This is a genomic window from Thioclava sp. DLFJ5-1 (assembly GCF_002020115.1).
In the GTDB taxonomy this organism is placed as follows: domain Bacteria; phylum Pseudomonadota; class Alphaproteobacteria; order Rhodobacterales; family Rhodobacteraceae; genus Thioclava; species Thioclava sediminum.
On sequence record NZ_MPZU01000001.1, the window covers coordinates 894,756 to 919,697 of the forward strand.

The following is a 24,942-nucleotide window of genomic DNA, read 5'->3' on the forward strand; positions in this document are numbered from 1 at the left end:
GACCTTCAGCGGTCCGCGCCTTTTTCAGTCCCGCGCTATTCCACCGCCAGCCTGACACCGACCTCTGCCGGCGGCAGATCGTCCGGCGCGAAATCGACCTCGGGCGCGGGCTCCGAGAGCCCCGCCATGCACATGCGATAGAGCTCTTCGTAGCGGTCGACCATCCGCTCCACCCCGAAACGGGCGATCGCCCGGTCGCGCACGAATTGTCGGCCGCAGGTCATCGCCTTGCGCGCAGCGCTCGCAAGCGCGGCCACGTCGCCTGTCGGCACGATCACGCCCGCCTCGCCCACGACCTCGCGCACCGCGCCGGAATCGAAGGCAGCGACGGGCACCCCGCAGGACATCGCCTCGGCTGCAGCGAGCCCGAAGGGCTCATCCCAGACCGGCGTGAAGAAGCAGACCGACGCCCGGGCGACCTCGGGGCTCAGGTCCTCCGCCGTCAGATTGCCACCATAGGTGATCTGCGACCCGAGATAGGGGGCGATGGTGTCGTCGAAATACGCACGATCCTCGATTGGCCCGTAAATCCGCAGCGGCAGCTCCGCGATCCGCGCGGTCTTCACGGCCTCCGCGGTGCCCTTGTTGGGAGTGATGCGCCCGAACCAGACCGCCGAGCCATCGGCATGAGGGCAGAAGCCCCAGACGCCGGTGTCGATCCCGTTTGGCACGACATGGAAGGACAGATCGCAGTCGGGCTTGGCCCAACGCTCGCGCTGCGCCCCCGTGCAGACCGTGAAACGACACCATGGCGCGCGGGCATCGTGGACGGCGTCGCGCAGCGTCTCGAGGGGCGGCACATGCAGGGACGTCAGCATCGCGATCCGCTCCCGCCGCGCCAACCGCGGCGGATAGCGGTGCAGCGAATTGTTGTGAATGATGTCGAAGCCCCCCGTCTCCAACTTTTGCAGAATGCCCGCGAAGGCGCTGTCGAGATGGGTATCGGGCACATCGGACTCGCGGCCGCCTTTCGACGGATATGCATTGTCGACATGCTGTTCCGTGACCGGATACAGCTCCACCCCTTCGGGCGGCTGACTGTCGCCCGACGCAAACAGTGTCACCTCATGCCCTCGCGCGACGAGGGCGCCTGCGAGCGCGTAGGAATGAGCCTCCATCCCACCCATGAAGGGCGCCGAAATGGGGTGACGAATTGGGGAAATGATAGCGATGCGCATGTGCCTCCCTTCCCGGAAACGCATGGGCTCCGGGCGATGAACGGGCTGTTTCGGTAATGGGACTTCAATCGTATCGTGTAGGGGAACCAATGGGTGCGACGCTTGTTCCTGCATCGCCGAGCCGATCGTGCAGAAAGTCTCGGCTGTTGCCCGATTTCCTCCCGGGGGTCGCGCGCGTCAGTACCCGTCGAGCGGCAGCTTCATGTCGATGATGAGCCAGCCATCCTCATAGCGGCGCTCTTTCTCCGCGCGCAGTTGCATCGCAGAGGCGAGGATCAGGCGCGAGCCGAAGCCCTGTTCGGCGGCCGCGTCGTAATCCGGGACCTGCTCTTTCCAGGTGAGGTGAACGCCGTTCTCATAGGGCTCCCACGTTACTTTGATCTGGCCGTCCACGGATCTCAGCGCGCCGTATTTGGCGGAGTTCGTTACCCATTCATGCAAGATCAAGGCCAGCGAGGTCAGCGCCCGCGCGGGGATCATCACCTCTGCGCCCGACAGCAGAATGGTTTGCTCTGCGCGCGCCGGCGCAAGCACCCGCTCCAACAGCCCGCCGAGCGCCACCGGCTGGGTGCTGTCCGTTCGCAGCATCATGGAATGCGCGCGATCGAGGGCGGTCACGCGGCCGCGCAACTCGTCCAGCATCTCCTCCTTGGTTTCGCTCGCGCGGGCCGCGCTGGAAATCATTGCGGAGACGAGCGCGAAGAGGTTCTTGATGCGGTGGTTCATCTCGGCGAGGTGCAGCTCGCGCTCGGCCAGCAACTCCTGCTCGGAGGTGATGTCGAAGCTGACCCCGATGACTTTGCGCTGGCCCGCCTGCGCGCGGTATTTTCCGACGCCGCGGATCCAGCGCTGCTCGCCGGAGGGAAGGGTGATCCGGAAGACCTCGTCATAGAGGTCGCCCTCGCTCACGGCACTGTCGAGCGCCTCGAAAACGCGCGCGCGATCTTCCTCGACCACCCGCGTCCGCACTGCGTCCTGCAGGTCCATCTCTCCCTCGGAGATGTCGAAGAGCAGACGACACGGCTCGTCGATTACCAAGCGGCGCGCCTCGACCGAGAATTCCCAGCGGCCGATCCCGGCAATGCCGAATGCGTCCTCGAGGCCGATGGGGGGAAGCGACATGCTGGGGAAACCTCGGTACTGACGATGTGCGGGGGAGGATGAGCGGGGCGCGGAGCCGAATGGCCCGGCCCGACAGTGACCTTTCCTCTGACCGAGTCAACTGCTGTAAACCGCCAGCCCCCGGCACCTATGCCTCCGGCACGGCTCAGACTTCCTGAAGCTCCTTGGTTTCGCCGCGACGACGGCGCGCAAAGGGGTCACCGCCGGCTCAACCCCCGACGCTTAGACCGCAGCGAAAAGCGGCGCCCCGATATAAGACCCTTTCGGCGCCGCAGGCGGCACCCAGAACAGCCCCGATCCGGTGTGGGAGATGTATTCGTTCAGCAGATCCGACGCGCCGAGCCGCCGTTGCAGCGCCTCGAAATGCGCGGGATCGTTCTGGTAGCTGATGAAGAACAGCCCCGCATCGAGCCGCCCGACCGCATTCAGCCCGCCGGTGAAGTTGTAGCCGCGCCGCAGGATGCGGATGCCGTCATTGGTTTCATGCGCCGACAGCCGAATATGCGCATGCGTCGGGATGACCGGCTCGCCTTGCGCGTTCTTCGCTTTGAAATCGGGCGTGTCGAATTCGTTCTCGCCGGTCAGCGGCGCGCCGGTGAGCTTGTGCCGCCCGAAGACGTCATTCTGGTGGCTGACCTGCGCGTTGTCCCAGTTCTCGATATGCATCTCGATCCGGCGCATCACCTGATAGGTGCCGCCATGCTGCCATTCGGGACCGTCATTGGCCCAGACATGCTGCGCGAGTTGCTCGGGCGTAGTGATGTTGCGGGTGCCGTCGCGATAACCGAAGAGGTTGCGAGGCGTCTCCTGCCCTGCCCCGGCCGAGGCGCGCCCGAAGCCGAGCTGGGTCCAGCGCACCGTCGCGGCGCCGGTGCGTTTCGCGATCCGTGCGAGGATGCGCACCGCGTGATAGGCGACCTGCGGATCGTCGGCGCAGGCCTGCAGCGATAGATCGCCGCCGCTGATCTCGGGGCGCAGCGCATCCGAGGGCAAATCGGCCAGCGGACGCAGATGCGGCGGGGCTTTCGCTGCCAGCCCCATCTCCTTGGAGAAGACGCGCGGGCCAAGGCCCACGGTCACCGTCAGCCCTGCCGGACCAAGCCCGAGCGCCTCGCCGGTCTCGAGCGCGGTGGCTGTCTCGCGGTCGGGCTCTGCCGGACCGACCGGCTGCCCTTCCATCATCAGCCCGATCGAGGCCGACCAGCGCGCGAGCAGCACTTGCAACGCGCGCGGATCGGTCCCGGTCAGGTCGAAGGCCATGGCCATCAGATGCTGCTGCGGCGGCGTGGCGATCCCGGCCTGCGGCCCGGTGCCGTAAAAGGCATAGCGCCTCTGGTCCGGATCGGGCATGGCGTCGGGCGCGACCTTGCCGGTCTCCGCCGCCTGCCCCGCCGTGGCGAAGGTGCCGCCAAGCGCTGCCGCGCCGAGAAACAACCCACGCCGCGACAGTCCTGCCGGTTTATCGTCTTGCCCGCGCATCATGGCCTCCTTCGTCTTCAGCTTGCCGTCGCGACTTTTTCAGCGATCCGCGACAGCGGCTCCTGCAGCATCTGGATCGCGCGGCTCAGCTTCACCGCGTCGGATTTGCGCAGCTCAGCATCGTAGATCTTGTAGCCGCCCAGAGCGTCGGCATCGCGGTAGTCTTCGAGCATCGTCTGCACATCCGCAAAGCGCTGCGCGATGGTCTCGGCCACGTCCGGGTCGATCCGCTTCAGCCCCGGCTCGAGGAAGGCGAAGGCCTGATGCGCGCCTTCGATATTGGCCGCGAAGTCCACGAGGTCGATATGGCTATAGGCCTCTTCCTCACCGCTGATCTTGCCGCTTTGCACTTCTTCCAGAAGGGCCGCCGCACCGTTCGCGAGATCTTCGGGGCGATATTCGATTCCGCCCGACAGATCGGCGAGCATCTTGACGTTCTTCACCAGCTCCGCCGCATAGGCCTTGGTCTCGTCGGTGATTTCACCTTTTTCGAACAGGTCGCGCTCCACCGCGTGGAAGCCGTGCCAGCCGACCGCCGGGTCGAGGTTCGAGGCGCGCATGTCGATCAGGTAATCGAGGTTGCCAGAGTTGTCGGTCGGGTCGGTGCCGGGCAGGACGAAGCCTTCGACGTCGGGCTCGATCCGCTCGTAGAACGGACGCGCCTGCGCATAGGCCGCCTTCGCGCCCTCCACGTCGCCTTCGTCCACTTTCGCGGCGAGGCGTTCGCTTGCCGTGACCATCGCGCCGACCATGCCTTCGACGTAGTTGGCGTAGCCTGCGGTGCCTTCGTCCAGCAGATCGCCGATCGCGCTTTGCGCGCGCTGCTTGCTCTCACCGGTCACGGTGAAGGCCACGGTGTCTTCAGCCGCGCCCGGGCAATAGATGCGATAGTCGCCACCGTCGAGCGTGACGGTGAAGCTCGACGCGGGCAGACCGGGGGCGAGGTTCTCTTTCTCGCCTAGGATACGACTGTCCGACAGCAGCTCCAGCTCGGAGATCGCGGGAGCGGATTCATTGGTCACCGTGAAGGTGATCGGCCCCGCCGCCGCGCTGTCGTGATCGAGGACACACGCGCCGCCGTTATCGCCGGTCAGCGTGATCGCGACCTGCGCGGCCCCGTTATTCGTGGGCGCATCGGCCAGTGCGGGCTGCGCGAAGAACGCGGTTGCGGCGAGAAGGGGGACAGCGCGGCGGCGCGCGCGGGACGACATGTTCATTGTCAGGCTCCTGTATTTGCTCTGCGGTTTTGGCTTGGTCAGAGGGACCTGGCGGGGAAAAACGGTGCGGGGCGCGCACGGGCGAGCGCGGAGGCCGCCAGTGCGAGCGCGATGAGGAAGAGGATCACGGGCAACTCTCGGGCCCAGAACTGATGCTCGATACGGGCACGGCGCACGGAGCGCAGCGCATCGGCGGCGCCTTGCGCGGCGGCGGGGGCCATGACCCAGGCGCCGGTCGCCATGCCACCGGGGGCCATGTCGACGCGCAGCGTGCGCGGCGTCGTCAGTCCGCCACCCGAGAGGCGCAGCGTAACGGCACTACGGCCCTGCGCATCGAGAAGCGCATCGCCTGCGGTCCAGAAGGTCACCTGTTCCAGTCGCGTCCATTCGGCGACGAAAGGCCCGGGGTTGCGCGCGGGGCTGACGCCCACCGGCAGCCGCCCACCCGCGAGCTGCGCAAGCGTGGCGAGATCGATCTGGCCGGGTGCGCCCGCAATTTCGGTTTGGGTCTGCACTTCACGATGCAGGCTTGGCAGGCCCAGATGCCGCTCCGGCGTGGCCTCGGCGCCCGTCAGATCGACGCGGGTCGCGCCCATCTCGAGAACCTGTCCCTGCAAGCGCAGGTCAGGCCCGGCGGAGGTGTCGACATCGCTTTCCAGCACACGCGGCGCATGATCGGGCAGCGTCACCTGCGGCTGCGGCCAAAGCGCCGCGATACCGACGGCGAGCGCCGCGAAGGCGACCGCGAGAGAGCCGCGCAGCCATTGCGCCGTGCGGGGATCGGGGCGCAGTGCCCGCGGCCAATAGGTCAGTGCCGCGACCGGGATCAGATAGGCGATCCAGCCCAGCACCTCGATCAGGCGCGGATCGGCGGGAATGCCCAGCACGCCGGTGATCAGCGCCGAGCGCACGGTGCCGGGGGCCACGAGCCAGCTCAGATCGGCGATGCGCTGCTGACCCGCCAGCAACCAGCCCGCCTCATGAGCCGAGCGCAGCGTCTGCAGCACCAGCCCCGCCGCGACGAGGATCAGGAACACGCCGGTCCAGCGGAAGAAGCGCCCCAGATTGAGCCGCATCCCGCCCTGCGCGATGGCCCAGCCAAGCGCGACCGATGCCGCGAGACCAAGCGCCGCACCGAGCGCAGCCCAATGGCCGGTCTGCGCCCCCGAGATCGTGGCGAGCAGGAAGACGGCGGTCTCGAAGCCTTCGCGCAGCACGGCGAGGAAGGCCATCGCCGCCAGGGCGACCCGGCTCCCCTGCCCCAGCGCCGCATCGGCGTCGCGCTCGATCTGGCCCTTCAGCCCCGCCGCGTGGCGCGTCATCCAGAGCACCATCAGCGTCACGAAGACGACCGCGACGGCCGCGATCACGCATTCGAGCTTTTCCTGCGCGCTATGCGGCAAAGCGGCCTCGACCAGCGCGAGCCCTGCGCCGACACCGACGGCCAGCGCTACGGCGGCCGCGACGCCAAGCCACATCTCGGTCAAACGCTCGCCCCGGGCGCGCAGGAAGGCCGCAATGATCCCGACGATCAGCGCCGCCTCGAGCCCTTCGCGCAGGCCGATGATGAATGTTGCCAACATGCCGTGGGCACCCCGTCGATTCCCGAGTAAATTGATAGGGTATTCGTTAGTGTCGTGAATTGAAGGACGCAACCCCTTTTCCGAGTAAATTTATCGGATTCCTGCTGTCGCATTTCTTCGACCCTGCCGTTGCGGGCGATTTGCAACTTCCGCCATCTTGGGGCAATTCGTGCGGGTCGCCCTCGCAGCGCCGCGCAATCTGGCGGTCCGGCGCAGCGAAAGAGACGACGCCCCGGGCCGGGGACGGCCCGCATGCAACAAATTCGGAGGCCGTATTTTGGCACAATCGCAAATCGGGCTGATCGGCCTTGGCACCATGGGCGGCATGCTCGCCCTCAATATCGCGGAAAAAGGGTTCGACATCTCGGTGTTCAACCGCACCACCAGCGTCACCAAGAGCTTCCATGAAAACGCGGGCGAGCTGGCATCAAAAATCACGCCCTGCGAAAATCTCGAAGATCTGGTGGCCTCGATCGCGAAACCCCGCGCGATCATCCTGATGGTGCCTGCAGGCGATCCCGTCGACCAGCAGATCGCGGCGCTGCGCGCCCATCTCGACGCGGACGATCTGATCATCGACGCGGGCAACGCGAATTTCCACGACACCGAGCGTCGCGCGGAAGAAGCGGCAAAGGCGGGTCCGCGTTTCCTCGGCATCGGTGTTTCCGGCGGTGAAGAAGGCGCGCGCCACGGGCCCGCGATCATGGGCGGCGGCGAGCAGCAGGACTGGGACCGCGTGGCCCCGATGCTCAACGCGATCGCGGCGAAATTCGACGGCACGCCCTGCGCCGGCTTCATGGGCAAGGGCGGCTCGGGCCATTTCGTCAAAGCCGTGCATAACGGCATCGAATATGCCGACATGCAGATGATCGCCGAGACCTATGGCGTGATGCGCGACGGGATGGGTCTGAACTCGCAGGCCTGCGGCGAGATCTTCGCGCAATGGGACGAAGGCGCGCTGAAATCCTACCTGATCGAGATTTCCGGCAAGGTCGCCCGTGCCACCGATCCCGAGACCGGCGAGCCGATGCTCGACATCATCCTCGACCGCGCGGGTCAGAAAGGCACCGGCCGCTGGACCGTGATCGAGGCGCAGCATCTGGCCGCCCCCGTTCCGGTGATCGAAGCGGCGGTGATGGCGCGCAACCTGTCGTCGCGGCTCGATGCGCGCAAGCAGGGTGAGGATATGTTCGGCGCCGCCCCCGAGGCGCTGCCCGAAGGCGCGCTAAGCGCGGAGGATCTGGAGAACGCGCTGATCGCGGGCAAGATCCTGTGCTACGCGCAGGGGTTCGAGCTGCTGCGCTCGGCCAATGCGCCTTTCGACTGGGACCTGCCGCTGCCCGACATTGCGCTGGTCTGGCGCGACGGCTGCATCATCCGCTCGGCGATGCTCGACGATATGGCGAGCGCGCTGAGCGAGTCGCCCGATCGCAACCTGATGTATGCGCCCTATTTCGCGGATCTGCTGAAGGCGCATCACGGCGCGCTGCGCAAGGTCGTCAGCATCGCGGCCGCGCACGGGCTGGCGGTTCCGGCCCTGTCGATGGCGCTGAGCTATTTCGACACGATGCGCACCGCACGCGGCACCGCGAACATGATCCAGGGCCAGCGCGATTTCTTCGGCGCGCATGGGTTCGAGCGCACCGACCGCGAGGGTGGCGACTTCCACGGCCCCTGGGCGATGTAAGCGCGCCCTCTACGCTGAAAGATCACCGCCCGCGGCTCGCGCAGAGCCGCGGGCGGTTTCCGTTTCGCGGGTCTTCACACGCCGCGAACGACGCACCGTAATCACGAGTTCGTGTACGCCCCAACCGGGCTCGCCCCGCTTGATCCCCATCAAAGTCCTAAAGCACGGAGATCGTTACCCTCTGCGCATCCAAAACGGAGGCCGGGACTGCTATGACACGGGATTTCGAAGGTAAATCAGCTATCGTTACGGGCGCGGGATCAGGGATCGGCGCTGCAATCGCCAAGGAATTGGCGGCGCGCGGCGCCTCGGTCCTGCTTGCCGATCAGAACGCGGACGCGGCCAAGTCCGTGGCCGAGGAAATCCGCAAGGCGGGCGGCACCGCCGAGCCGATGGCGGTCGACGTCACCTCCGCCACAGAGGTCGAAGCGATGGTCGAGAAGGCCGTCGCGACCTTCGGCAAGCTGGATCTGGCCGTGAACAATGCGGGTATCGGCGGACCGCAAGTGCCGTTCGGGGAGTATCCGCTCGACGGCTGGAAACAGGTGATCGACGTCAACCTGAACGGGGTGTTCTACGGGATGCGCTTCGCGATCGCCGCGATGCTGAAATCGGGCGGCGGCGCGATCGTGAACATGTCCTCGATCCTCGGCTCGGTCGCGTTCCCGAGCGCCTGCGCCTATGTCGCGGCGAAACATGCGCTTCTGGGGCTGACGCGGGCGGCGGCGATCGATCACGCAGCACAGGGCATCCGCGTCAATGCGGTGGGCCCCGCCTTCATCGAGACGCCGCTTCTGTCGGGGCTGGCGCCCGAGGTGAAGGACTCGCTGGTCGCGCTGCATCCCGCCGGACGGCTCGGCACGCCCGAGGAGGTCGCGGCGCTGACCTGCTTCCTGCTGTCGGATGCCGCGAGCTTCGTGAATGGCAGCTATCACCTCGTCGACGGCGGATACACCTCGCGATGAGCGTGGCCGAGGGGCGAATCATCGCGGTGCGCGGGCCGGTCATCGACGCAAGTTTCGATGGCCCGCTGCCGCCGATCCATTCGATCCTGACGCTGACGGATGACGACATGCCAGGCAGCTTCGAGGTGCATGGCCATCTCGACGCGCATCGGGTGCGCGCCATCGCGCTGCAATCGACGCTTGGCCTGTCGCGCGGGCGCAAGCTGCGCGCCACGGGCAAGCCGCTGGAAGTGCCCGTCGGCGAGGCCGTTCTGGGGCGACTGATGGATGTGACGGGGGCGATGCGCGACGGCGGCGATCCCCTGCCCAAGGGCACGCCACGCCGCCCGATCCACGGCACGCCGCCGCGCCTCTCGGGCAGCGGCGCGGTCACCGCCTTCGAGACCGGCATCAAGGTAATCGACCTGATGCTGCCGCTGGCGCGCGGCGGCAAGGCCGCGATGTTCGGCGGCGCAGGCGTGGGCAAGACGGTGCTGGTGATGGAACTCATCAACACGATGGTCGAGAAATATCAGGGCATCGCGATCTTCGCGGGCGTGGGCGAACGCTCGCGCGAGGGTCACGAGATGCTCGCCGACATGACCGACTCCGGCGTGCTGGCGCGCACGGCGCTGGTCTATGGCCAGATGAACGAGCCGCCCGGCGCGCGCTGGCGGGTACCGCTGACGGCCGTCTCCATCGCCGAGGATTTCCGCGACCGCGATCACCGCAACGTCCTTCTGATGATGGATAACGTCTTCCGCTTCGTGCAGGCGGGCAGCGAAGTTTCGGGGCTTCTGGGCCGCCTGCCCTCGCGCGTGGGCTACCAGCCCACCCTCGCGTCTGAGGTCGCGGAACTTGAAGAACGCATCGCCTCCGCCGCCGGGGCGTCGGTCACGGCAATTCAGGCGGTCTACGTGCCGGCTGACGATTTCACCGATCCGGCGGTGACCGCGATTTCGGGGCATATGGACAGCTCCATCGTGCTGTCGCGTCAGTTGGCCTCGGAGGGAATCTACCCCGCGATCGACCCGCTTGCCTCGTCGTCGCAACTTCTCGACCCCGAGATCGTCGGGGCGGAGCATTTCCAGCTGGCGGGCGAAGCGCGGGCGCTGTTGGCGCGGTTCCGCGAATTGCAGGACATCATCGCGCTTCTCGGCGTCGAGGAGCTGGGCGCGGCCGACCGGCTGGCGGTGCGCCGCGCGCGCAAGCTGCAACGCTTCCTCACCCAGCCCTTCGTCGTGACCGAGGCCTTTACCGGCCAGACCGGGCGCTCGGTGCCGCTGGCCGATACGCTGGAGGGCTGCCGCGCGATCCTCGCGGGCGAGGCGGACGACTGGTCGGATCAGTCGCTCTACATGATCGGCGGAATCGACGAGGCCCGCCAGCGAGAGGAGGCCGCGGCATGAGGCTCACCATCGCCACGCCTCTCGAGATCGTCGTCGATGCCAAGGACGTCACCGCGATCCGGGCCGAGGACGAGAGCGGCGGCTTCGGCATTCTGCCCGGCCATGCCGAGTTCCTCACCAGCCTCAGCATCTCGGTCATCTCCTGGGAGGTCGAGGGCCAACGGCACTATTGCGCGGTGAAGGGCGGTGTTCTTATGGTCGAGAATGGAAGCGACGTCTCGGTCTCGACCCGCGCCGCGGTGACCGGCGATCTGCCCGAGTTGGGCGACACGATCCTGAAACGGTTTCAGGCCGAGGATGACGCCGCGAAGACCGAACAGGCCGACTCCACCCGGCTGCATCTGCTCGCGATCCGGCAGCTGGTGGCCAGCCTCGACGGCGCGCAGGCTCGGAAGGATTGGACATGACCCACTCGCCGGAAGACCCGGAACAGACGGAGGAGCCGATGGAGAGCGCCGCGCGCCGCCACGCCGCCCGGATCGAGAAAGCCCGAGAGGAGGGTGACATCCCGCTGGCAAGACGGCTGGGCCAGATCGGTGTGCTCGGATGGATCGTGGTGCTGCCGATGCTCGCGGGGGCCGCGGGTGGCAGATGGATCGACCGGAGCGCCCAGTCGGGAATCTTCTGGACCGCCGCGCTGATGATGGTGGGGCTTGTCGTGGGGTGCTGGCTGGGCTGGCGCTGGGTGCAGCAGCAATGAGCGCGGTGGAGTTTCTTATTGGCGCAGGCGCCCTGATACTCGGCATCGGCGTGGGCCTCTTGCATTTCACCCTGCTGCGGGCGGGCACGGATGCGATGCTGCTCGAAAGCAAGGCGCTGAAGGCGATCGCGCTGACCGCGCTGCGCTTCGGGCTGACGATCGGGGCTCTCGTGGGCTGCGCGCTTCTGGGCGCGGTGCCGCTGCTGGCGGCGGCTCTCGGGATCGGCATCGGGCGGATGCTCACCCTGCGCCGCGCGAGGTCCGCATGAATTCGCCGCTGGAGACCACCGTCCTGTTCTGGATCGGCCCCGTGCCGATCACGCAACCCGTCGTCACGACATGGGTGATGATGGTGGTGATCGTGGCAGGGTGCTACGCGCTGACCCGAAACCTGAGCCTCAAGCCCCGACGGCGCCAAGCGGCGCTGGAGCTGCTGGTGACGGTGCTCGACACCCAGATCCGCGAGACGATGAGCGTCGCGCCCGAACGCTATCGCACCTTCCTCGGCGGGTTGTTCCTGTTCATCCTGATCGCGAACTGGTCCTCGCTGATCCCTGGCGTTGAACCCCCAACCGCCAACCTCGAAACCGACGCGGCGCTGGCGCTGCTCGTCTTCGTGGCGGTGATCGTCTACGGCATCCGCGCGGGCGGCGTGCGTGGCTATCTGCGCAGCTTCGCGATGCCGACGCCGCTGATGATCCCGCTTAACCTCGTCGAGACGCTGACGCGCAGCTTTTCGCTGCTGATCCGCCTGTTCGGCAATATCATGAGCGGGGTCTTCGTGATCGGCATCGTGCTCTCGCTCGCGGGGCTGTTCGTGCCGATCCCCTTCATGGCGCTCGACCTGCTGACCGGCCTTGTTCAAGCCTACATCTTTACCGTCCTCGCCATGGTCTTCATCGCGGCGGCAGTGGCGGAATCCCAAACCTCCCACGGATCCGGAAAGGACTGATCATGGAATATATTGAAGTGGCGAGCGTTATCTCGGCCGCCGCGGCGGTGGCCTTCGGGGCGCTCGGTCCCGCGCTTGGCGAGGGGCGCTCGGTCGCGGCTGCGATGGACGCGATCGCCCGCCAGCCCGAGGCCGCGAACGCGATCTCGCGCACGCTCTTCGTCGGACTCGCGATGATCGAGACGACGGCGATCTACTGCCTCGTGATCGCGCTTCTGCTGCTGTTCGCCAACCCGTTCGTCGGCTGATCATGACCCTCGACTGGTGGACGCTCGGGCTGCAGACGCTCAATGCGGCGGTGCTGATCTGGCTTCTAAGCCGGGTGCTTTGGCGCCCGATCGTGAGTGCCATCCAGACGCGTCAGGCCGAGGCAGACAAGCAATTGAGCGACGCGAGCGAGGCCGCGCGCAAAGCCGATGAGGCGAAAGCGCAGGCCGAGGCGGCGCTGGATCAGGTCGGCACGCGCAAGTCCGAGATGCTGGCGCAGGCGCAGACCGAGGCCGAAGCCGCGCGCAAGGCGCTTCTGGATCACGCACGCGCAGAGGCCGCCGATATGGCCCGCACCGCCGAAGCCGAACGCGCCGCCCGCGCGGAGGAGGCCGAGAAGCGCTATGCCGCGCGCGCCGCCGATCTGGCGCAGCGCATGGCCGAGCGGATCGGCGCGCGCCTGTCGCGGCCCGCATTGCTCGAAGCCTACGCAACCGATCTTTTGGCGCAGGTCGCGGCCCTCGACACGGAAGATCGCGCCGCGCTCGGCTCGGAAAAGCTCATGATGCGGATCAGCGAGGCGACAGAGGCGGGCTACGGAGAGGCTTTCGCCGACCGCCTTGGAAAGACCTTGGGCGAAGAGATCCGCCCCGCGATCAAAACGGATGCGGAGCTGATCTGCGGCCTCGCGCTGGAGACCAAGCACCTGCACCTCGAAAGCTCATGGGCTGCCGATCTCGCCCGGATGCGCAAGGAGGTCGCCAATGACACCCAATGATCCCGACGAGTGGCTGGACCGCAGCTTGGAGGCCATCGCGCGCGCCCCGCTCGGCCCCGTCGTGCGCCGCAGCGGGCGGGTGGAGCGCGTGTCCGACGGCGTCGCGATGGTGTCGGGCCTGCCCGAAGCCCGCGCCGGCGAGCGGCTGGTCTTCGAGGGCGGGCAATCGGGCTTCGTGCATGTGCTCGACGAAGAGACCCTCGCGGCGGTGCTGCTCGACGATATCGCGGGCGTCGCGCAGGGCGATGCGGTCACCGGCACGGGCGACGTGATGCGAGTGCCGGTCGGGCCGGAACTGCTGGGCCGGATCGTCGATCCGCTCGGGCGGCCCCTCGACGGGCTCGGCCCAATCACGACCAGTGCAAAACACCCGGTCGAACGCCCCGCCCCGGCGATCATCGACCGTGCCGCGGTGGTGGAGCCGATGCAGACCGGCACGCTGGTCGTGGATGCCCTCTTCGCGCTTGGCCGGGGCCAGCGCGAGCTGATCGTGGGCGACCGCGCGACCGGCAAGACCACGCTCGCGCTCGACACGATCCTGAACCAGAAGGACGGCGACGTGACATCGGTCTATGTCGCGATCGGGCAGAAGACCTCCTCGGTGGAGCGCGTGATCGAGACCCTTCGGCGCAACGGCGCGCTGTCCCGCACCATCGTCGTAGTCGCCGGGCCATCAACGCCGCCGGGGATGCAATGGCTCGCCCCCTTCGCGGGCATGACCATGGCCGAAGAGCTGCGCGACACCGGCGGCCACGCGCTGATCGTGCTCGACGACCTCACACGCCACGCCGCCTCGCATCGCGAGCTTGCGCTGCTGACCCGCCAGACGCCGGGGCGCGAGGCCTATCCGGGCGATATCTTCTATCTTCACGCCCGGCTTCTGGAACGCGCCGCGCGGCTGTCGGACGCATTGGGCAGCGGCACGCTGACCGCGTTGCCGATTGCGGAGACAGATGCGGGCAACCTCGCGGCCTTCATCCCGACCAACCTGATCTCGATCACCGACGGGCAGATCGCGCTGGACGCCAAGCTGTTCAACCGCGGCCAGAAACCCGCCGTGGATGTCGGCACCTCAGTCAGCCGGGTTGGCGGCAAGACGCAGGCGCGCAGCCTGCGCGACGCGGCGGAGTCGATGCGGCTCGATTACGCGCAGTTCCTCGAACTGGAGATCTTCACGCGTTTTGGGGGCATGCCCGACACCCGGGTGAAGGCACAGCTTGCACGCGGGCGGGCGGTGCGCGCGGTGCTGGCCCAGATCCAGCACGCGCCGCTGCGCCTCGCCGACGAGGTGGCGCTGGTTCTGGCGGTGCAGACGGGGCTTCTCGACGGGTTGGAGCCCGAGCAGATCGACACGCTGCGCGCGGCGCTGCCCGATGCGCTCGATGCGGCGGGGCTGTCGGGGGCGGATTTCTCCGCCACGCTCAGTGAGGGTCTGCATGACCAGATCGTGGAGTGCCTGAAAGGGCTTTTGCCGGAGCCTTCAAAATGAGCGAGCAGCTTGCCGAGATCGAAGCGCGGATCGGCAGTATCCGCACGCTCGCCTCAGTGATCCGGGCGATGCGCGCCATCGCGGGTGCGCGCGTGCGTCAGACAGAAGGAGAGCTTGCCTCGGTGGATTTGCATGCGGCGACCGTGAGCCGTGCGCTCGACCGGGTTCTGTCGCTCGCGCCGACACCGCCCAAGCCCGAAGGCCCGCCGCTCACCGTTCTGTTTCTGGCCGAGCAGGGCTTTGCGGGATCGTTCAACGCCCGGCTTCTGAGCGAGCTGGGCACGCCGCCCGGCGGTCTCGTCGTGATCGGCACGCGGGGCGCAGCGCTGGCCGCCGAACAGGGGCTGAACGCGCTGGCGCAGTTCCCCCTGCCCTCGCACGGCCCGGCGGTTCCGCCCTTTGCCGACCGGCTGGCCGAGACGCTGCTGCAACTGGCCGGTCGCGCCCCGATCGACGCCTTCTACGCCCAGACGGAGGATGGCAGCTGGAAGGCCCGCCGCCGCCGCATCTTCCCCCGCCCGACCCGGTCGACCCCGCCGCCAAGCCAGCCGCCTCTGCTGACGCTGCCGCCCGCGCAGCTTTGCGCGTCGCTCTTTGCCGAGCTGCTGCATGCGGAGCTGTGCCGCGTGGCGTTGCATGCCACGGCGGCGGAAAACACCGCCCGGATGCTCGCCATGGCCTCCGCCCAGGGGATGACCGAACGCAAGCTCGACGCGCTGCAACAGACCGCGCGGATTTCGCGGCAAGAGTCGGTGACGACGGAAATTCTGGAACTTTCGGCGGGCGTCACGTCCAGCTGAGTTGAGCCCCCCACAACCCCGGCACGCACACGCATCGCTTGAAAAGCGCGCCCGCATGCAACAAGACTTGGGCTCGAGCAGAAACGAGGCCGATGTGACGCAAGAGATGTCCCCCGAGGCGCAACCCGGGTCGGGAGATGACCCGATCGACATGCGGATCATGGCGATTTTTCCCGAGCTGACCCCCAGTGAGAAACGCCTTGCCGAGGTCGTGCTCGAAGCGCAATCGACCCTGTCGAGCTATACGGCTGCGGAGCTGGCCGAGAGCGCGGGGATTTCCTCTGCCACGGCGGCGCGCTTCTTCAAGCGGCTGGGCTATCGCAATTACAACGAGGCGCGGCTGCATTCGCGGCGCAATGGTAGCTGGGGCTCGCCGCTGAGCGAGTTGAGCGACGGCACCACGCCGGGGCAACTGGCCGATCACTTTGCGCAGGATATGCAGAACCTGACCCGCAGCACCGAGATCCTGTCCGAAGAGGCGGTGGCCGACGCGGTCGAACATCTCGCCTCGGCGCGCCGGATCTGGGTGCTGGGCTACCGGAATTCGCGGGCGCTCGCGATCTATGCCCGCGCCTTGCTGCTCAATCTGAAATCGGACGTGCAGCTTCTGCCCTATGAGGGCGCGTCGCTCGCCGAGGATGTCGCGGGGTTCGCGCCGGGCGATGTGCTGCTGGCGATCGGGCTGCGGCGCAGGCCGCGCGCGCTGGGAGAGGTGATGACCGTCGCGCGCGAGGCGGGCATCCCGACGATCCTGATCGGCGACCCCACCGTGGCGCAGACCGCGCGCCACGCGACGATCACCCTGCGCTGCCACAATCGCGGGCAAGGCATCTTCGACAGCACCGTCGTCGCGATGAGCCTGATCAACTTCCTCTGCTCGAGTCTGGTGGACTCGCTGGGCCCCGAAGCGCGCGCCCGACTCGCCCGGATCGAGGACCTTCATGCGCGTTTCGACGACCTCGGACCGCCCCCGGAGAGCCTTGAGGCGCTCACCAAGGCTGCAAAACAGGAGAAATAGCGCCTAAAAACTGCGCATGGCTCGAATGAAAGCGTATTTTCATTTTTAGCATTTTGTGAAATAATTCTTTCTTGCGAAGGTGACCTCGCCATCTCATGCAGCGAAAGGATATGCCATGGATCGCCGACTATTCCTGAAATCTGCGCTTGCGGGCACCGCTCTCGGGGCGTTCGGCCCGGCGGGACGAGCGCTGGCCGCGACCGATCTTCTTTGGATGACCTGGGAGAACCTCGCGAAAGACGACTATCTCGCGCCCTTCCTCGACAGCCATGACGTCGACCTGACCAAGACCTTCATCGGCACCGATGACGAGCAATTCGCGAAACTGCGCGCCGGCGGGGCCTCCTCGGTCGACCTGATCACGCCCGGCCTCGACAAGGTGTCCTACTACACCGCGTCAGACCTTCTGCAGCCGATCGACTTCGACAAGGTGCCAAACGCGAAGCTCCTCTACGACACGTTCAAGAAGACCGATCTGGGCAAGACGGACGGCCAGACCTACGGCATCCCCTTCTATTGGGGCATCAACCCGATCGTCTATCGCGCCGACCTGATGGATGAAGAGCCCGATTGGTCCGTCTTCTTCGAGGGCGACAAGTACAACGGCAAGCTCGCGATGCGCGACTACGCGCTCGAAGGGATCATGATCGCCGCGATGTATCTGGGCATCCCGCGCGACGAAATGTTCACGATGGACGACAAGCAGCTCGCCGAAGTGAAAAAGGTGCTGATGATCCAGAAGAGCAAGCTGCGCACCTACTGGAACTCGATCGGCGACCTGACCAACCTGTTCGCGACCGGCGAAGTGGTCTGCGCCTTCTCCTGGGTGCCGCCCTATTACGACCTGAAGGAAAAAGGTCTCGAAATGGGCATGGCCAAACCCAAGCAGGGCGTCATCGGCTGGTGCGACACGATTGCCGTGCCCAAAGGCGTCGAGGGTGCGCGCAGGGACTCGGTCTTCGAACTGGTCAACTACCTGCTCGGCCCGACCTACGGCAAAATGCTCGCCTATGGCGGCCCCTATGCGCAATCGACCTCCGCCGCGCGCGACGAGATCGACGAAGCCCAGCAGGAGAAGATCTTCATCAAGGACCTGTCGGTGATGGATAACTTCGTCTGGAAGCAAAATCCGCCGCGCTACAACGACTGGGTCGCACTCTGGAACGAAGTGAAGGCCAGCTAAGAATGACCGAGGCAGGTTCCGGGCCGACGGGTGGGCAGGGGCAGACAATGCCCCTGCTCCGCGCGCGTGCCCTTTGTAAGACTTATGGCACCGTGCAGGCCGTGCGCGGTGTGAATTTCCGGCTCGACGAGAATTCCTACGTGACGCTGCTGGGGCCTTCGGGCTGCGGCAAGACCTCGATACTGCGCATGATCGGCGGGTTCGAGGAGGTGAGCGAGGGGATGCTCGAGCTTGACGGCAAGAAGATCAACGACGTGTCCGCAAGCGCCCGCCCGATCAACACCGTCTTTCAAAGCTACGCCCTCTTCCCGCATCTGAGCGTGCTGGAAAACGTGAGCTTCGGCCTGCGCTACAAGGGGCTGAGCCGCAAGGAAGAACGCGAAAAAGCCCGCGCAGCGCTGGAAACCGTGCAGATGACCGCGATGGCCGACCGCCGCCCGCGCCAGCTCTCCGGCGGGCAGCAACAGCGCGTGGCGCTGGCCCGCGCGATTGCCAACGAGCCGCGCCTTCTGCTGTTGGACGAGCCGCTTTCCGCGCTCGACCGGCGGATGCGCAAGGACATGCAGATCGAGCTGAAAGACCTGCAGCGGCGGCTGAAAATGACCTTTCTCCATGTCACCCACGATCAGGAAGAGGCCTTCGCGCTCTCGGACTGGATCATCGTGATGCGTGACGGGATCATCGAACAACAAGGCGCGCCGGATACGATTTATCGCCGCCCCGAGACCGCCTATGTGGCCGATTTCATCGGGGGCGCGGCCTGCGTGCCGGGCAAAATTACCGACACTGCCATCGGGGCTTATGAGATCGAGACTCCTCTGGGCCAGTTCGCGACGCCCGGCGTGCGCGGTCTCAAAGCCGGCTCTCCCGCCGTGCTCTGCCTGCGCCCAGAGCAACTGTTCCTCGACCCGCAGGGCCGGATTTCCGCGCGCGTGACCCATGCCGTCTATCGCGGCGCGGAGTGGCTGGTGGAAGCCGAGGCCGCGGGCGTCACGCTGGCGCTGACCGTCGGCCATGACGACGTGCCCGAGATCGGCGCGGAGATCCGCATCGGCTTTGATCCCGCGCAGGTCTGGATCGCGCGGCCCGAGGCCGAACGGAAGGCAGACCGGGCCGCGGAGGCCAAGCCATGAGCCTGCGCGTCGGCACGCTCCTCGCCGCCCCGGTGACGGCCTTCCTGCTGGCGCTTTGCGTGGCGCCGCTACTGATCCTCTTTGCCTACAGCTTCTTCCGCGTCGATTTCGTCGCGATCTCCTACGACCCGTCCTTTGCCAACTATGCAAAGATCGCGGGGTCTGCGACCTATCGCGGGCTGATCCTGAAAGCCTTCGGCTCGGGCGCACTCGTCGTCGCGATCACCGCCGTGATCGGCTACCCGGTCGCGTGGTTCCTCGCCAAACGCGCGGGTGCGATGAAATCCGCGCTGCTGACGCTGTTGCTCGTGCCGCTTTATTCGGGCGACTTGGTGCGCGTGTTCGCTTGGCGCGTGCTTCTGGGCGCCGAGGGGGTGATCAATCGTTCGCTGATCTGGGCAGGTGTCACCGACGCGCCCATTCAGGGGCTGCTGTTCTCGCCCCTCGCGACCCATATCGCGCTGACCTACAACTATCTGCCCTTCATGGTGATCGGGCTGTGGCTCGCCTTCGAGAGCCTCGATGACGCGTGGCTGGAAGCCGCCGCCGATCTGGGCGCGCGCAGCCCCAGCCGGTTCGCCCGCGTGACCCTGCCGCTGACCTTCCCCGGCCTCGTGGCGGGCGGGCTGATGGTCTTCGTGATGGTGGTCGGCGATTACCTCACGCCGCAGCTGCTGGGCGGGGCCTCGGGGATCACCGTGATCTCGGCGATCAACGACCTCTTCGGCACCGCCTTCGACTGGCCGCTGGGCTCGGCCATCGCCTGGACGATGCTCGCGATCCTGATGGCTTTCTTTGCCGTAGGCGCGATGCTGATCCGCCGCTCCAGCCTTGTGGGAGGGTCCTGACATGTCGCGCCTCTCCACGCTCTGGGTCTGGGCGGTCTTCGCCTTCATGTATCTGCCGATCGCGATGATCGCGCTGTTTTCGGTCAACGATTCCAAGATCATGTCCCTGCCCTTCTCAGGCTTTACCCTGAAATGGTATGCCGAGGTGATGGGCGACGGGCGTCTGGGCGGCGGCTTCCTGACCACGCTCAGCGTCGCCTTCCCCGTCGCGATCTGCGCGACGCTTCTGGGCGGGCTCGCAGCGCTCGCGATCAGCTTCTACCCGATGCGCGGACGCGGCATCTTCGCGGTGCTGCTGCTCGCGCCCTTCCTGATCCCGAAGCTGATCCTCGCCGTGGCGCAGCTGATCATGTTCAACGAGACCGGGGTGGAGCGCAGCTTGCTGACGGCGATCGCCGCGCAGACGGTGATCGTGCTGCCCTTCTCGACGCTGGTGATCGCCTCGGTGCTGATCCGGATCGACCGCGGACTGCTGGAAGCCGCCGCCGATCTGGGCGCCTCGGGCCTCTCGGCCTTCCGCCGGGTGGTGCTGCCGCTGATGGCCAACGGGCTGATGGCGTCGTGGGTCGTGGCCTTCGTGCTGTCCTCTGCCGAATATGTGCTGACCGCTTTCGTCTCTGGCCGCGCGCAACCGCTCTCGGTGCTCGTCGCCTCCGACTTCCGCTTCGCGCTCTCTCCCTCACTCAACGCGCTCGCCGTGATGATCGTGTTCGGCAACATCGCCCTCGTGGCACTGGCCGAGCTGATCCGCCGCCGCGCCTCCAAGACGGGGGCCTGAGCGCGATGACCAACCACAAGGACCCCACCATGATTTTCGAAAATGCCCTCGGAGAGGGGCAATCCAACGAGCTCATTCTGAACCCGCATTACGACACCGCGAAAGGCTACGGGCCCAAGCAGGAAGCCGTTCTGAACGACGCGGCTTTCGATCTGGCCAAGCGCACGATTTCTTCGTGGGACGGCTATGCGCCGACGCCCCTCGTGTCGCTGCCCGCAATGGCGGCGAAGGCAGGCGTGGCCGAGATTCAGTTCAAGGATGAGGGCGGGCGCTTCGGTCTCGGCAGTTTCAAGGCGCTTGGCGGCGCCTATGCGGTGCTGCGGCTTCTGGCCCGCGAGATCGCGAAGGCCAAGGACATTCCCGAACCCAGTGCCGAAGATATCGTGGCGGACAAATATGCCGATATCGTCTCGCAACTGACCGTCTGCTGCGCCACCGACGGAAATCACGGGCGCTCGGTCGCATGGGGCGCGCAACGCTTCGGCTGCCGCTGTGTGATCTTCATCCACGCCACCGTCTCGGAGGGCCGCAAGGAGGCCATCGAGGCTTACGGCGCCGAGGTCCGCCGCTGCGCAGGCAATTACGACGACAGCGTCCGCGAGGCGCAGGAGACCGCAACCCGCGAAGGCTGGTTCGTCGTCTCCGACACCTCCTATCCGGGCTATACCGAGATCCCGAAAGACGTGATGCAGGGCTACGAACTGATGGCGGCGGAAGCGGCCGATACGCTTGGCACCCCGCCCACCCATATCTTCATCCAGACCGGCGTCGGCGGGCTGGCGGCGGCGGTCGCGGCACAATTCGCGCGCCGTTACGGCCCCGATGCTCCGCGCGTGATCCTTGCCGATCCCGACCAATCGGCCTGCTGGCTCGAGACGATCCGCGAAAGCAAACCCACCGCCGTCGAGGGCGATCTGGACACGCTGATGGCAGGTCTGGCCTGTGGCGAGGTCTCGCTGCTGGCGTGGGACGTGCTGGAGCCATTGACCTTCGCGGTGATGTCCGTCGCCGACCCCGATGCCGTCGCGGTGATGCGTGCGCTGGCCAACCCCGAGGGGAGCGATCCGCCCGTGGCCGCCGGAGAATCCGCCGTGGCGGGGCTCGCAGCCTTCCTCGCCGCCGCCGAGAATGATGAGGCGCGCGCAGCCCTCGGGATCGTCGCGAATTCCCGCATCCTGTGTTTCGGCACGGAAGGCGACACCGACGCCGCGCTGTTCAAAACCCTCGTCGGCCGCAGCGCTGCTGAAGTGCGGGGCGCGGCATGAGTATCGCGATCGACATCGAGCGTCTGATGGCGCGATTGGAGCGGCTGGCACAAATCGGCGCCCTGCCCGGCGGCGGCGTGAAGCGCCTCGCACTTTCCCCTGAAGACGCCGAAGGCCGCGCCCTCGTGATGCGCTGGATGTGCGACCTCGGGCTCGAGATCACCACGGATGTCATCGGCAATTGCTGGGGTATCCGCGCGGGCGAGGAAGACGGCCCGCCGGTCGTGATGGGCTCGCATATCGATACGGTCGCGACGGGCGGTCTCTATGACGGCAGCCTCGGCGTGTTGGCCGGGCTGGAAGTAATCGAGGCGCTCAATGCGGCTGGCGCGCACACCCGCCGCCCCGTTGCGGTCGCGTTCTTCACCAATGAGGAAGGCGCGCGCTTCGCCCCGGACATGATGGGCTCGGGCGTGGCGCAAGGCGCGCTGCCGCTCGACGAGATGCTGGAGGTCGAAGGCATCGACGGGGTGCGCTTGCGCGATGCGCTCGCTGCCATCAATGCCGCAGGCCCCGCCCCGGTCGGCGCGCTGAAACCGCACAGCTATCTGGAGCTGCATATCGAACAGGGCCCGGTGCTGGAGACCGAGGAGCTGCAGATCGGCGTCGTCACCAGCGTGCAGGGCATTTCCTGGACCGAGATCACCGTCACAGGCGCCTCCGCCCATGCGGGCACGACGCCGATGGCGCTGCGCCACGATGCGGGCGCGGTGGCGGCGCGGATCGCGGTCGAGGCCCAACAGATCGCCGCAGATCACGGCCCACCGCAGGTCGCGACCGTGGGGCGGATGCGCGTCTCACCCGATCTGGTGAACGTGGTGCCGCAGGAAGCGGTGATGACCGTCGATCTGCGCCATACCGACGAGGCCACGCTGCAAAAGGCCGAGACCCGGCTCTGGCGCGCCGCGCAGGATTTCGCACGTGCCGGGGGCTGCGCGATCACGCGCCGGACGCTGGCCCGCTTCGAGCCGGTGGAGTTCGACCCCGCATTGGTGGACAGCGTAGAGGCCGCCGCCCATGCGCGCGGTCTGGGCCATCGCCGGATGCCCTCGGGCGCAGGCCATGACGCGCAGATGTTCGCGCCGAACTGCCCTTCGGCCATGATCTTCGTGCCCTCGCAGGACGGGGTCAGCCACAACATTCACGAATATACCGCCCCCTCGGACATCGCGGGCGGGGCACAGGTGCTGATGGATGTCGTCTGCCAGCAGGCGGAGCTTCAGGACGCGCCCGAATTTCAAACGATCGAGACAGGACAATTGCCATGACCCGCAAATTCATTGCCGCCGCCGCCCAGCTTGGACCGATTGCGCGTGACGAGCCTCGCGTCTCCGCCGTGGCGCGGATGCAGAAGCTTTTGATCGACGCCCATCGGCGCGGCGCGGAACTGGTCGTCTTTCCCGAACTGGCGCTGACCACTTTCTTCCCGCGCTGGCTGATCGAGGACGAGGCCGAGCTCGACGCATTCTACGAGACCGAGATGCCGAATGCGGAGGTGCAGCCGCTGTTCGACACTGCCCGTGACCTCGGTGTCGGCTTCTATCTTGGCTATGCGGAGATCGCCTACGAGCACGGCCAGAAGCGCCGGTTCAACACGTCGATCACCGTCGACAAGACCGGCCAGATCATCGGCAAATATCGCAAGATCCACCTGCCCGGCCATCCTGAATACGAGGACTGGCGCCCCTTCCAGCATCTGGAGAAGCGCTATTTCGAACATGGCAATCTGGGCTTTGGCGTCTTCGACGGGTTCGGCGGCAAGCTGGGCATGTGCCTGTGCAACGACCGCCGCTGGCCCGAGACCTTCCGCGTGCTGGGTCTGCGCGGGGCGGAACTGGTGATGCTGGGTTACAATACGCCGGTGCATTATCCGCTCGCGCCCGAGCATGACCACCTGCAGGACTTCCACAACCACCTGTCGATGCAGGCGGGTGCCTATGCGAACGGGTGCTGGGTGATCGGCACCGCGAAAGCGGGGCGCGAAGAGGGCTGCGACCTGATCGGCGGCACGTGCATCATCGCGCCCACCGGCGAGATCATCGCCAAAACCCAAGGCTTCGGCGATGAGCTGGCGATGGCCGAAATCGACCTCGACCGCTGCCGCGAGCTGCGCGAGAACGTCTTCAACTTCGCGCTTCACCGCGAGCCGGACGACTACCGCGACATCTGCGCGGGATAGGAAAGTCGATGAGGGTTAGGACTACCGATCAGTGCAGCGGCGCATTCGAGGCCGCGAGCTGTTCCGCATATGCGCCCCGAACCTTGAGCGACGAGAGCATCGGTTGGGACTGCATGATGTATCCCTCGAGGAAGGTGACGAGGGCGATGCGCCACCGGCGTTCGATCTCGATATACGGATCGGAGGTGGCGAAGGAACTCACGTTGACGGAGACCGAGAATTTCTGCGGGTCGAAAGTCGCGCGTTGGTCGAGCAATTCGGTGCGCAGGGCCGCGGTGAAGACCTTTTCCGGCTGCGCCAGCGTCGCCAGACCTTTCAAGTCGATCGAGTCGCCGAGAGCGTCACGGGTGTCGTCCTGGAAATTAAGGGAGAATTTGCCCACTTCAGCCACACCGCGCTCATCAAGCTTAACCAACAATTCAAGCGACACGTGTTTAACATTCATAATCAATACCTCCGTTGGGCGCGAGTGGCTCCGAATGGACCTGTGCGGCTCGCCTACGACGGCTGGATCACATGCAAGAGCGGCGATGTTGTGACTTGAATTGGGCAACTATGTCAAAGTTAGTTTCTGACGCTGCGTGACCTTTCGAGCTGACGATTAGGCCTCCATCTTCGGGGCCTGCCATCGAGAAATACCCTTGCGGCAATCTCCCGCTCATGCGCGCTGGCAATTCCTCTGCGTGGCGCCGCTGCGTCAGTGGCGCTAAATACATCCACAGCAACAGAAAAATATTGCCGCGAGCACGGTGCGCCTCAAATAGTTGAACTGGTCCGTTCACTTTGAGGGCCCGAGTCGTTTTGAAAGGAACCCGACATGCAAAACCCGATGAAGAAAAAAGCCGTGCTCGCTCTGGTCGCATGCTGCGCCATGGGCATTCTGGCCGCCTGCGCCCAAACCGAAGGCACGGCGACCGCTGCAAACGTTCCGAACATGAAAGCGAACATCGAAAACCCGATGTAAGCGATCGGAGTCTTTTCGCAGCACCAAAG

Annotated in this window: 26 protein-coding genes; 20 read left to right on the top strand and 6 right to left on the bottom strand. The window is 66.3% G+C overall.

Annotation, left to right across the window (positions count from 1 at the left end):
- Positions 1-35 precede the first annotated feature (35 nt).
- From BMI86_RS04285 to efeU, 5 genes are all read right to left on the bottom strand, one after another.
- Positions 36-1,127: a glycosyltransferase gene (locus tag BMI86_RS04285; protein ID WP_168173776.1), complete on the bottom strand. Its 1,092-nt coding sequence runs from the start codon at positions 1,125-1,127 to the stop codon at positions 36-38.
- A 228-nt stretch (positions 1,128-1,355) separates the two neighbouring features.
- Positions 1,356-2,300, bottom strand: coding sequence for an HWE histidine kinase domain-containing protein (locus BMI86_RS04290; RefSeq protein WP_078539898.1), 945 nt, complete (start codon positions 2,298-2,300; stop codon positions 1,356-1,358).
- Positions 2,301-2,522: 222 nt separating this feature from the next.
- The gene (locus BMI86_RS04295; protein ID WP_078540422.1) at positions 2,523-3,779 is read right to left on the bottom strand and encodes a Dyp-type peroxidase; all 1,257 of its coding nucleotides are present in this window, start codon (positions 3,777-3,779) and stop codon (positions 2,523-2,525) included.
- Between the two features lie 17 nt (positions 3,780-3,796).
- Positions 3,797-4,996 carry an iron uptake system protein EfeO gene (gene efeO / locus BMI86_RS04300; RefSeq protein ID WP_210402686.1) on the bottom strand — a complete coding sequence of 400 codons (1,200 nt, stop codon included), beginning with the start codon at positions 4,994-4,996 and terminating at the stop codon, positions 3,797-3,799.
- Between the two features lie 38 nt (positions 4,997-5,034).
- Positions 5,035-6,579 (bottom strand): iron uptake transporter permease EfeU, encoded by a 1,545-nt coding sequence (gene efeU / locus BMI86_RS04305; RefSeq protein ID WP_078539899.1) that lies wholly within the window; start codon positions 6,577-6,579, stop codon positions 5,035-5,037.
- A 277-nt stretch (positions 6,580-6,856) separates the two neighbouring features.
- Here efeU and gndA point away from each other — a divergent pair, with 277 nt between their 5' ends.
- The 19 genes from gndA (at position 6,857) to BMI86_RS04400 (ending at position 23,949) form a co-directional block, all read left to right on the top strand.
- Entirely contained in the window at positions 6,857-8,266 is a 1,410-nt protein-coding gene (gene gndA / locus BMI86_RS04310; RefSeq protein ID WP_078539900.1) for an NADP-dependent phosphogluconate dehydrogenase, read from the top strand.
- Between the two features lie 212 nt (positions 8,267-8,478).
- Positions 8,479-9,231 (top strand): SDR family NAD(P)-dependent oxidoreductase, encoded by a 753-nt coding sequence (locus tag BMI86_RS04315; protein ID WP_078539901.1) that lies wholly within the window; start codon positions 8,479-8,481, stop codon positions 9,229-9,231.
- Positions 9,228-10,619 carry a F0F1 ATP synthase subunit beta gene (gene atpD / locus BMI86_RS04320; protein ID WP_078539902.1) on the top strand — a complete coding sequence of 464 codons (1,392 nt, stop codon included), beginning with the start codon at positions 9,228-9,230 and terminating at the stop codon, positions 10,617-10,619. The genes BMI86_RS04315 and atpD overlap by 4 nt, the downstream gene beginning before the upstream one ends.
- Positions 10,616-11,026, top strand: coding sequence for a F0F1 ATP synthase subunit epsilon (locus BMI86_RS04325; RefSeq protein ID WP_078539903.1), 411 nt, complete (start codon positions 10,616-10,618; stop codon positions 11,024-11,026). Before atpD ends, BMI86_RS04325 begins: the two co-directional genes overlap by 4 nt.
- Positions 11,023-11,319, top strand: a complete 297-nt coding sequence (locus BMI86_RS04330) for an AtpZ/AtpI family protein (protein WP_078539904.1) — start codon at positions 11,023-11,025, stop codon at positions 11,317-11,319. The genes BMI86_RS04325 and BMI86_RS04330 overlap by 4 nt, the downstream gene beginning before the upstream one ends.
- A gap of 5 nt (positions 11,320-11,324) precedes the next feature.
- Positions 11,325-11,588 (top strand): hypothetical protein, encoded by a 264-nt coding sequence (locus BMI86_RS04335; protein ID WP_168173777.1) that lies wholly within the window; start codon positions 11,325-11,327, stop codon positions 11,586-11,588.
- Positions 11,585-12,271, top strand: a complete 687-nt coding sequence (locus BMI86_RS04340) for a F0F1 ATP synthase subunit A (RefSeq protein ID WP_078539906.1) — start codon at positions 11,585-11,587, stop codon at positions 12,269-12,271. Before BMI86_RS04335 ends, BMI86_RS04340 begins: the two co-directional genes overlap by 4 nt.
- A 2-nt stretch (positions 12,272-12,273) precedes the next feature.
- The gene (locus BMI86_RS04345; RefSeq protein ID WP_078539907.1) at positions 12,274-12,519 is read left to right on the top strand and encodes a F0F1 ATP synthase subunit C; all 246 of its coding nucleotides are present in this window, start codon (positions 12,274-12,276) and stop codon (positions 12,517-12,519) included.
- Between the two features lie 2 nt (positions 12,520-12,521).
- A complete protein-coding gene (locus tag BMI86_RS04350) occupies positions 12,522-13,256 on the top strand; it encodes an ATP synthase F0 subunit B (protein WP_078539908.1) in 735 nt (244 codons plus the stop codon).
- Positions 13,243-14,745: a F0F1 ATP synthase subunit alpha gene (locus BMI86_RS04355; protein WP_078539909.1), complete on the top strand. Its 1,503-nt coding sequence runs from the start codon at positions 13,243-13,245 to the stop codon at positions 14,743-14,745. The genes BMI86_RS04350 and BMI86_RS04355 overlap by 14 nt, the downstream gene beginning before the upstream one ends.
- Positions 14,742-15,545, top strand: coding sequence for a F0F1 ATP synthase subunit gamma (locus BMI86_RS04360; RefSeq protein ID WP_078539910.1), 804 nt, complete (start codon positions 14,742-14,744; stop codon positions 15,543-15,545). The genes BMI86_RS04355 and BMI86_RS04360 overlap by 4 nt, the downstream gene beginning before the upstream one ends.
- A gap of 55 nt (positions 15,546-15,600) precedes the next feature.
- Positions 15,601-16,563 carry a MurR/RpiR family transcriptional regulator gene (locus BMI86_RS04365; protein WP_078539911.1) on the top strand — a complete coding sequence of 321 codons (963 nt, stop codon included), beginning with the start codon at positions 15,601-15,603 and terminating at the stop codon, positions 16,561-16,563.
- 115 nt (positions 16,564-16,678) lie between these two features.
- A complete protein-coding gene (locus tag BMI86_RS04370; RefSeq protein ID WP_078519866.1) occupies positions 16,679-17,746 on the top strand; it encodes a substrate-binding domain-containing protein in 1,068 nt (355 codons plus the stop codon).
- A 47-nt stretch (positions 17,747-17,793) separates the two neighbouring features.
- Positions 17,794-18,879 carry an ABC transporter ATP-binding protein gene (locus BMI86_RS04375; protein ID WP_078540424.1) on the top strand — a complete coding sequence of 362 codons (1,086 nt, stop codon included), beginning with the start codon at positions 17,794-17,796 and terminating at the stop codon, positions 18,877-18,879.
- The gene (locus BMI86_RS04380) at positions 18,876-19,727 is read left to right on the top strand and encodes an ABC transporter permease (RefSeq protein WP_078539912.1); all 852 of its coding nucleotides are present in this window, start codon (positions 18,876-18,878) and stop codon (positions 19,725-19,727) included. The genes BMI86_RS04375 and BMI86_RS04380 overlap by 4 nt, the downstream gene beginning before the upstream one ends.
- A gap of 1 nt (position 19,728) precedes the next feature.
- Positions 19,729-20,505 (top strand): ABC transporter permease, encoded by a 777-nt coding sequence (locus tag BMI86_RS04385; RefSeq protein ID WP_078539913.1) that lies wholly within the window; start codon positions 19,729-19,731, stop codon positions 20,503-20,505.
- A 5-nt stretch (positions 20,506-20,510) separates the two neighbouring features.
- Positions 20,511-21,770, top strand: coding sequence for a diaminopropionate ammonia-lyase (locus tag BMI86_RS04390; protein WP_246831619.1), 1,260 nt, complete (start codon positions 20,511-20,513; stop codon positions 21,768-21,770).
- Positions 21,767-23,038, top strand: coding sequence for a Zn-dependent hydrolase (locus BMI86_RS04395; RefSeq protein ID WP_078539915.1), 1,272 nt, complete (start codon positions 21,767-21,769; stop codon positions 23,036-23,038). The genes BMI86_RS04390 and BMI86_RS04395 overlap by 4 nt, the downstream gene beginning before the upstream one ends.
- Positions 23,035-23,949, top strand: a complete 915-nt coding sequence (locus BMI86_RS04400) for an N-carbamoyl-D-amino-acid hydrolase (protein WP_078539916.1) — start codon at positions 23,035-23,037, stop codon at positions 23,947-23,949. Before BMI86_RS04395 ends, BMI86_RS04400 begins: the two co-directional genes overlap by 4 nt.
- 28 nt (positions 23,950-23,977) lie before the next feature.
- On the opposite strand, the gene BMI86_RS04405 is transcribed toward BMI86_RS04400, so the two are convergent.
- Complete coding sequence (locus tag BMI86_RS04405; RefSeq protein ID WP_078539917.1) at positions 23,978-24,394, bottom strand: hypothetical protein; 417 nt, start codon at positions 24,392-24,394, stop codon at positions 23,978-23,980.
- Between the two features lie 372 nt (positions 24,395-24,766).
- Here BMI86_RS04405 and BMI86_RS21190 point away from each other — a divergent pair, with 372 nt between their 5' ends.
- Positions 24,767-24,913, top strand: a complete 147-nt coding sequence (locus tag BMI86_RS21190; RefSeq protein ID WP_168173778.1) for a hypothetical protein — start codon at positions 24,767-24,769, stop codon at positions 24,911-24,913.
- Positions 24,914-24,942: the final 29 nt, after the last annotated feature.

Bases quoted from the DNA above. Each gene is read 5' to 3' on its own strand.
- BMI86_RS04380 (WP_078539912.1), top strand. From the start codon at position 18,876: ATGAGCCTGCGCGTCGGCACGCTCCTCGCCGCCCCGGTGACGGCCTTC.
- BMI86_RS04315 (WP_078539901.1), top strand. From the start codon at position 8,479: ATGACACGGGATTTCGAAGGTAAATCAGCTATCGTTACGGGCGCGGGA.
- BMI86_RS04385 (WP_078539913.1), top strand. From the start codon at position 19,729: ATGTCGCGCCTCTCCACGCTCTGGGTCTGGGCGGTCTTCGCCTTCATG.
- BMI86_RS21190 (WP_168173778.1), top strand. From the start codon at position 24,767: ATGCAAAACCCGATGAAGAAAAAAGCCGTGCTCGCTCTGGTCGCATGC.
- BMI86_RS04345 (WP_078539907.1), top strand. From the start codon at position 12,274: ATGGAATATATTGAAGTGGCGAGCGTTATCTCGGCCGCCGCGGCGGTG.
- efeO (WP_210402686.1), bottom strand. From the start codon at position 4,996: ATGAACATGTCGTCCCGCGCGCGCCGCCGCGCTGTCCCCCTTCTCGCC.
- BMI86_RS04290 (WP_078539898.1), bottom strand. From the start codon at position 2,300: ATGTCGCTTCCCCCCATCGGCCTCGAGGACGCATTCGGCATTGCCGGG.
- BMI86_RS04400 (WP_078539916.1), top strand. From the start codon at position 23,035: ATGACCCGCAAATTCATTGCCGCCGCCGCCCAGCTTGGACCGATTGCG.
- BMI86_RS04325 (WP_078539903.1), top strand. From the start codon at position 10,616: ATGAGGCTCACCATCGCCACGCCTCTCGAGATCGTCGTCGATGCCAAG.
- BMI86_RS04405 (WP_078539917.1), bottom strand. From the start codon at position 24,394: ATGAATGTTAAACACGTGTCGCTTGAATTGTTGGTTAAGCTTGATGAG.
- BMI86_RS04395 (WP_078539915.1), top strand. From the start codon at position 21,767: ATGAGTATCGCGATCGACATCGAGCGTCTGATGGCGCGATTGGAGCGG.
- BMI86_RS04390 (WP_246831619.1), top strand. From the start codon at position 20,511: ATGACCAACCACAAGGACCCCACCATGATTTTCGAAAATGCCCTCGGA.
- BMI86_RS04350 (WP_078539908.1), top strand. From the start codon at position 12,522: ATGACCCTCGACTGGTGGACGCTCGGGCTGCAGACGCTCAATGCGGCG.
- BMI86_RS04355 (WP_078539909.1), top strand. From the start codon at position 13,243: ATGACACCCAATGATCCCGACGAGTGGCTGGACCGCAGCTTGGAGGCC.
- atpD (WP_078539902.1), top strand. From the start codon at position 9,228: ATGAGCGTGGCCGAGGGGCGAATCATCGCGGTGCGCGGGCCGGTCATC.
- BMI86_RS04375 (WP_078540424.1), top strand. From the start codon at position 17,794: ATGCCCCTGCTCCGCGCGCGTGCCCTTTGTAAGACTTATGGCACCGTG.
- BMI86_RS04365 (WP_078539911.1), top strand. From the start codon at position 15,601: ATGCAACAAGACTTGGGCTCGAGCAGAAACGAGGCCGATGTGACGCAA.
- efeU (WP_078539899.1), bottom strand. From the start codon at position 6,579: ATGTTGGCAACATTCATCATCGGCCTGCGCGAAGGGCTCGAGGCGGCG.
- BMI86_RS04340 (WP_078539906.1), top strand. From the start codon at position 11,585: ATGAATTCGCCGCTGGAGACCACCGTCCTGTTCTGGATCGGCCCCGTG.
- BMI86_RS04285 (WP_168173776.1), bottom strand. From the start codon at position 1,127: ATGGGTGGGATGGAGGCTCATTCCTACGCGCTCGCAGGCGCCCTCGTC.
- BMI86_RS04330 (WP_078539904.1), top strand. From the start codon at position 11,023: ATGACCCACTCGCCGGAAGACCCGGAACAGACGGAGGAGCCGATGGAG.
- BMI86_RS04295 (WP_078540422.1), bottom strand. From the start codon at position 3,779: ATGCGCGGGCAAGACGATAAACCGGCAGGACTGTCGCGGCGTGGGTTG.
- BMI86_RS04370 (WP_078519866.1), top strand. From the start codon at position 16,679: ATGGATCGCCGACTATTCCTGAAATCTGCGCTTGCGGGCACCGCTCTC.
- BMI86_RS04360 (WP_078539910.1), top strand. From the start codon at position 14,742: ATGAGCGAGCAGCTTGCCGAGATCGAAGCGCGGATCGGCAGTATCCGC.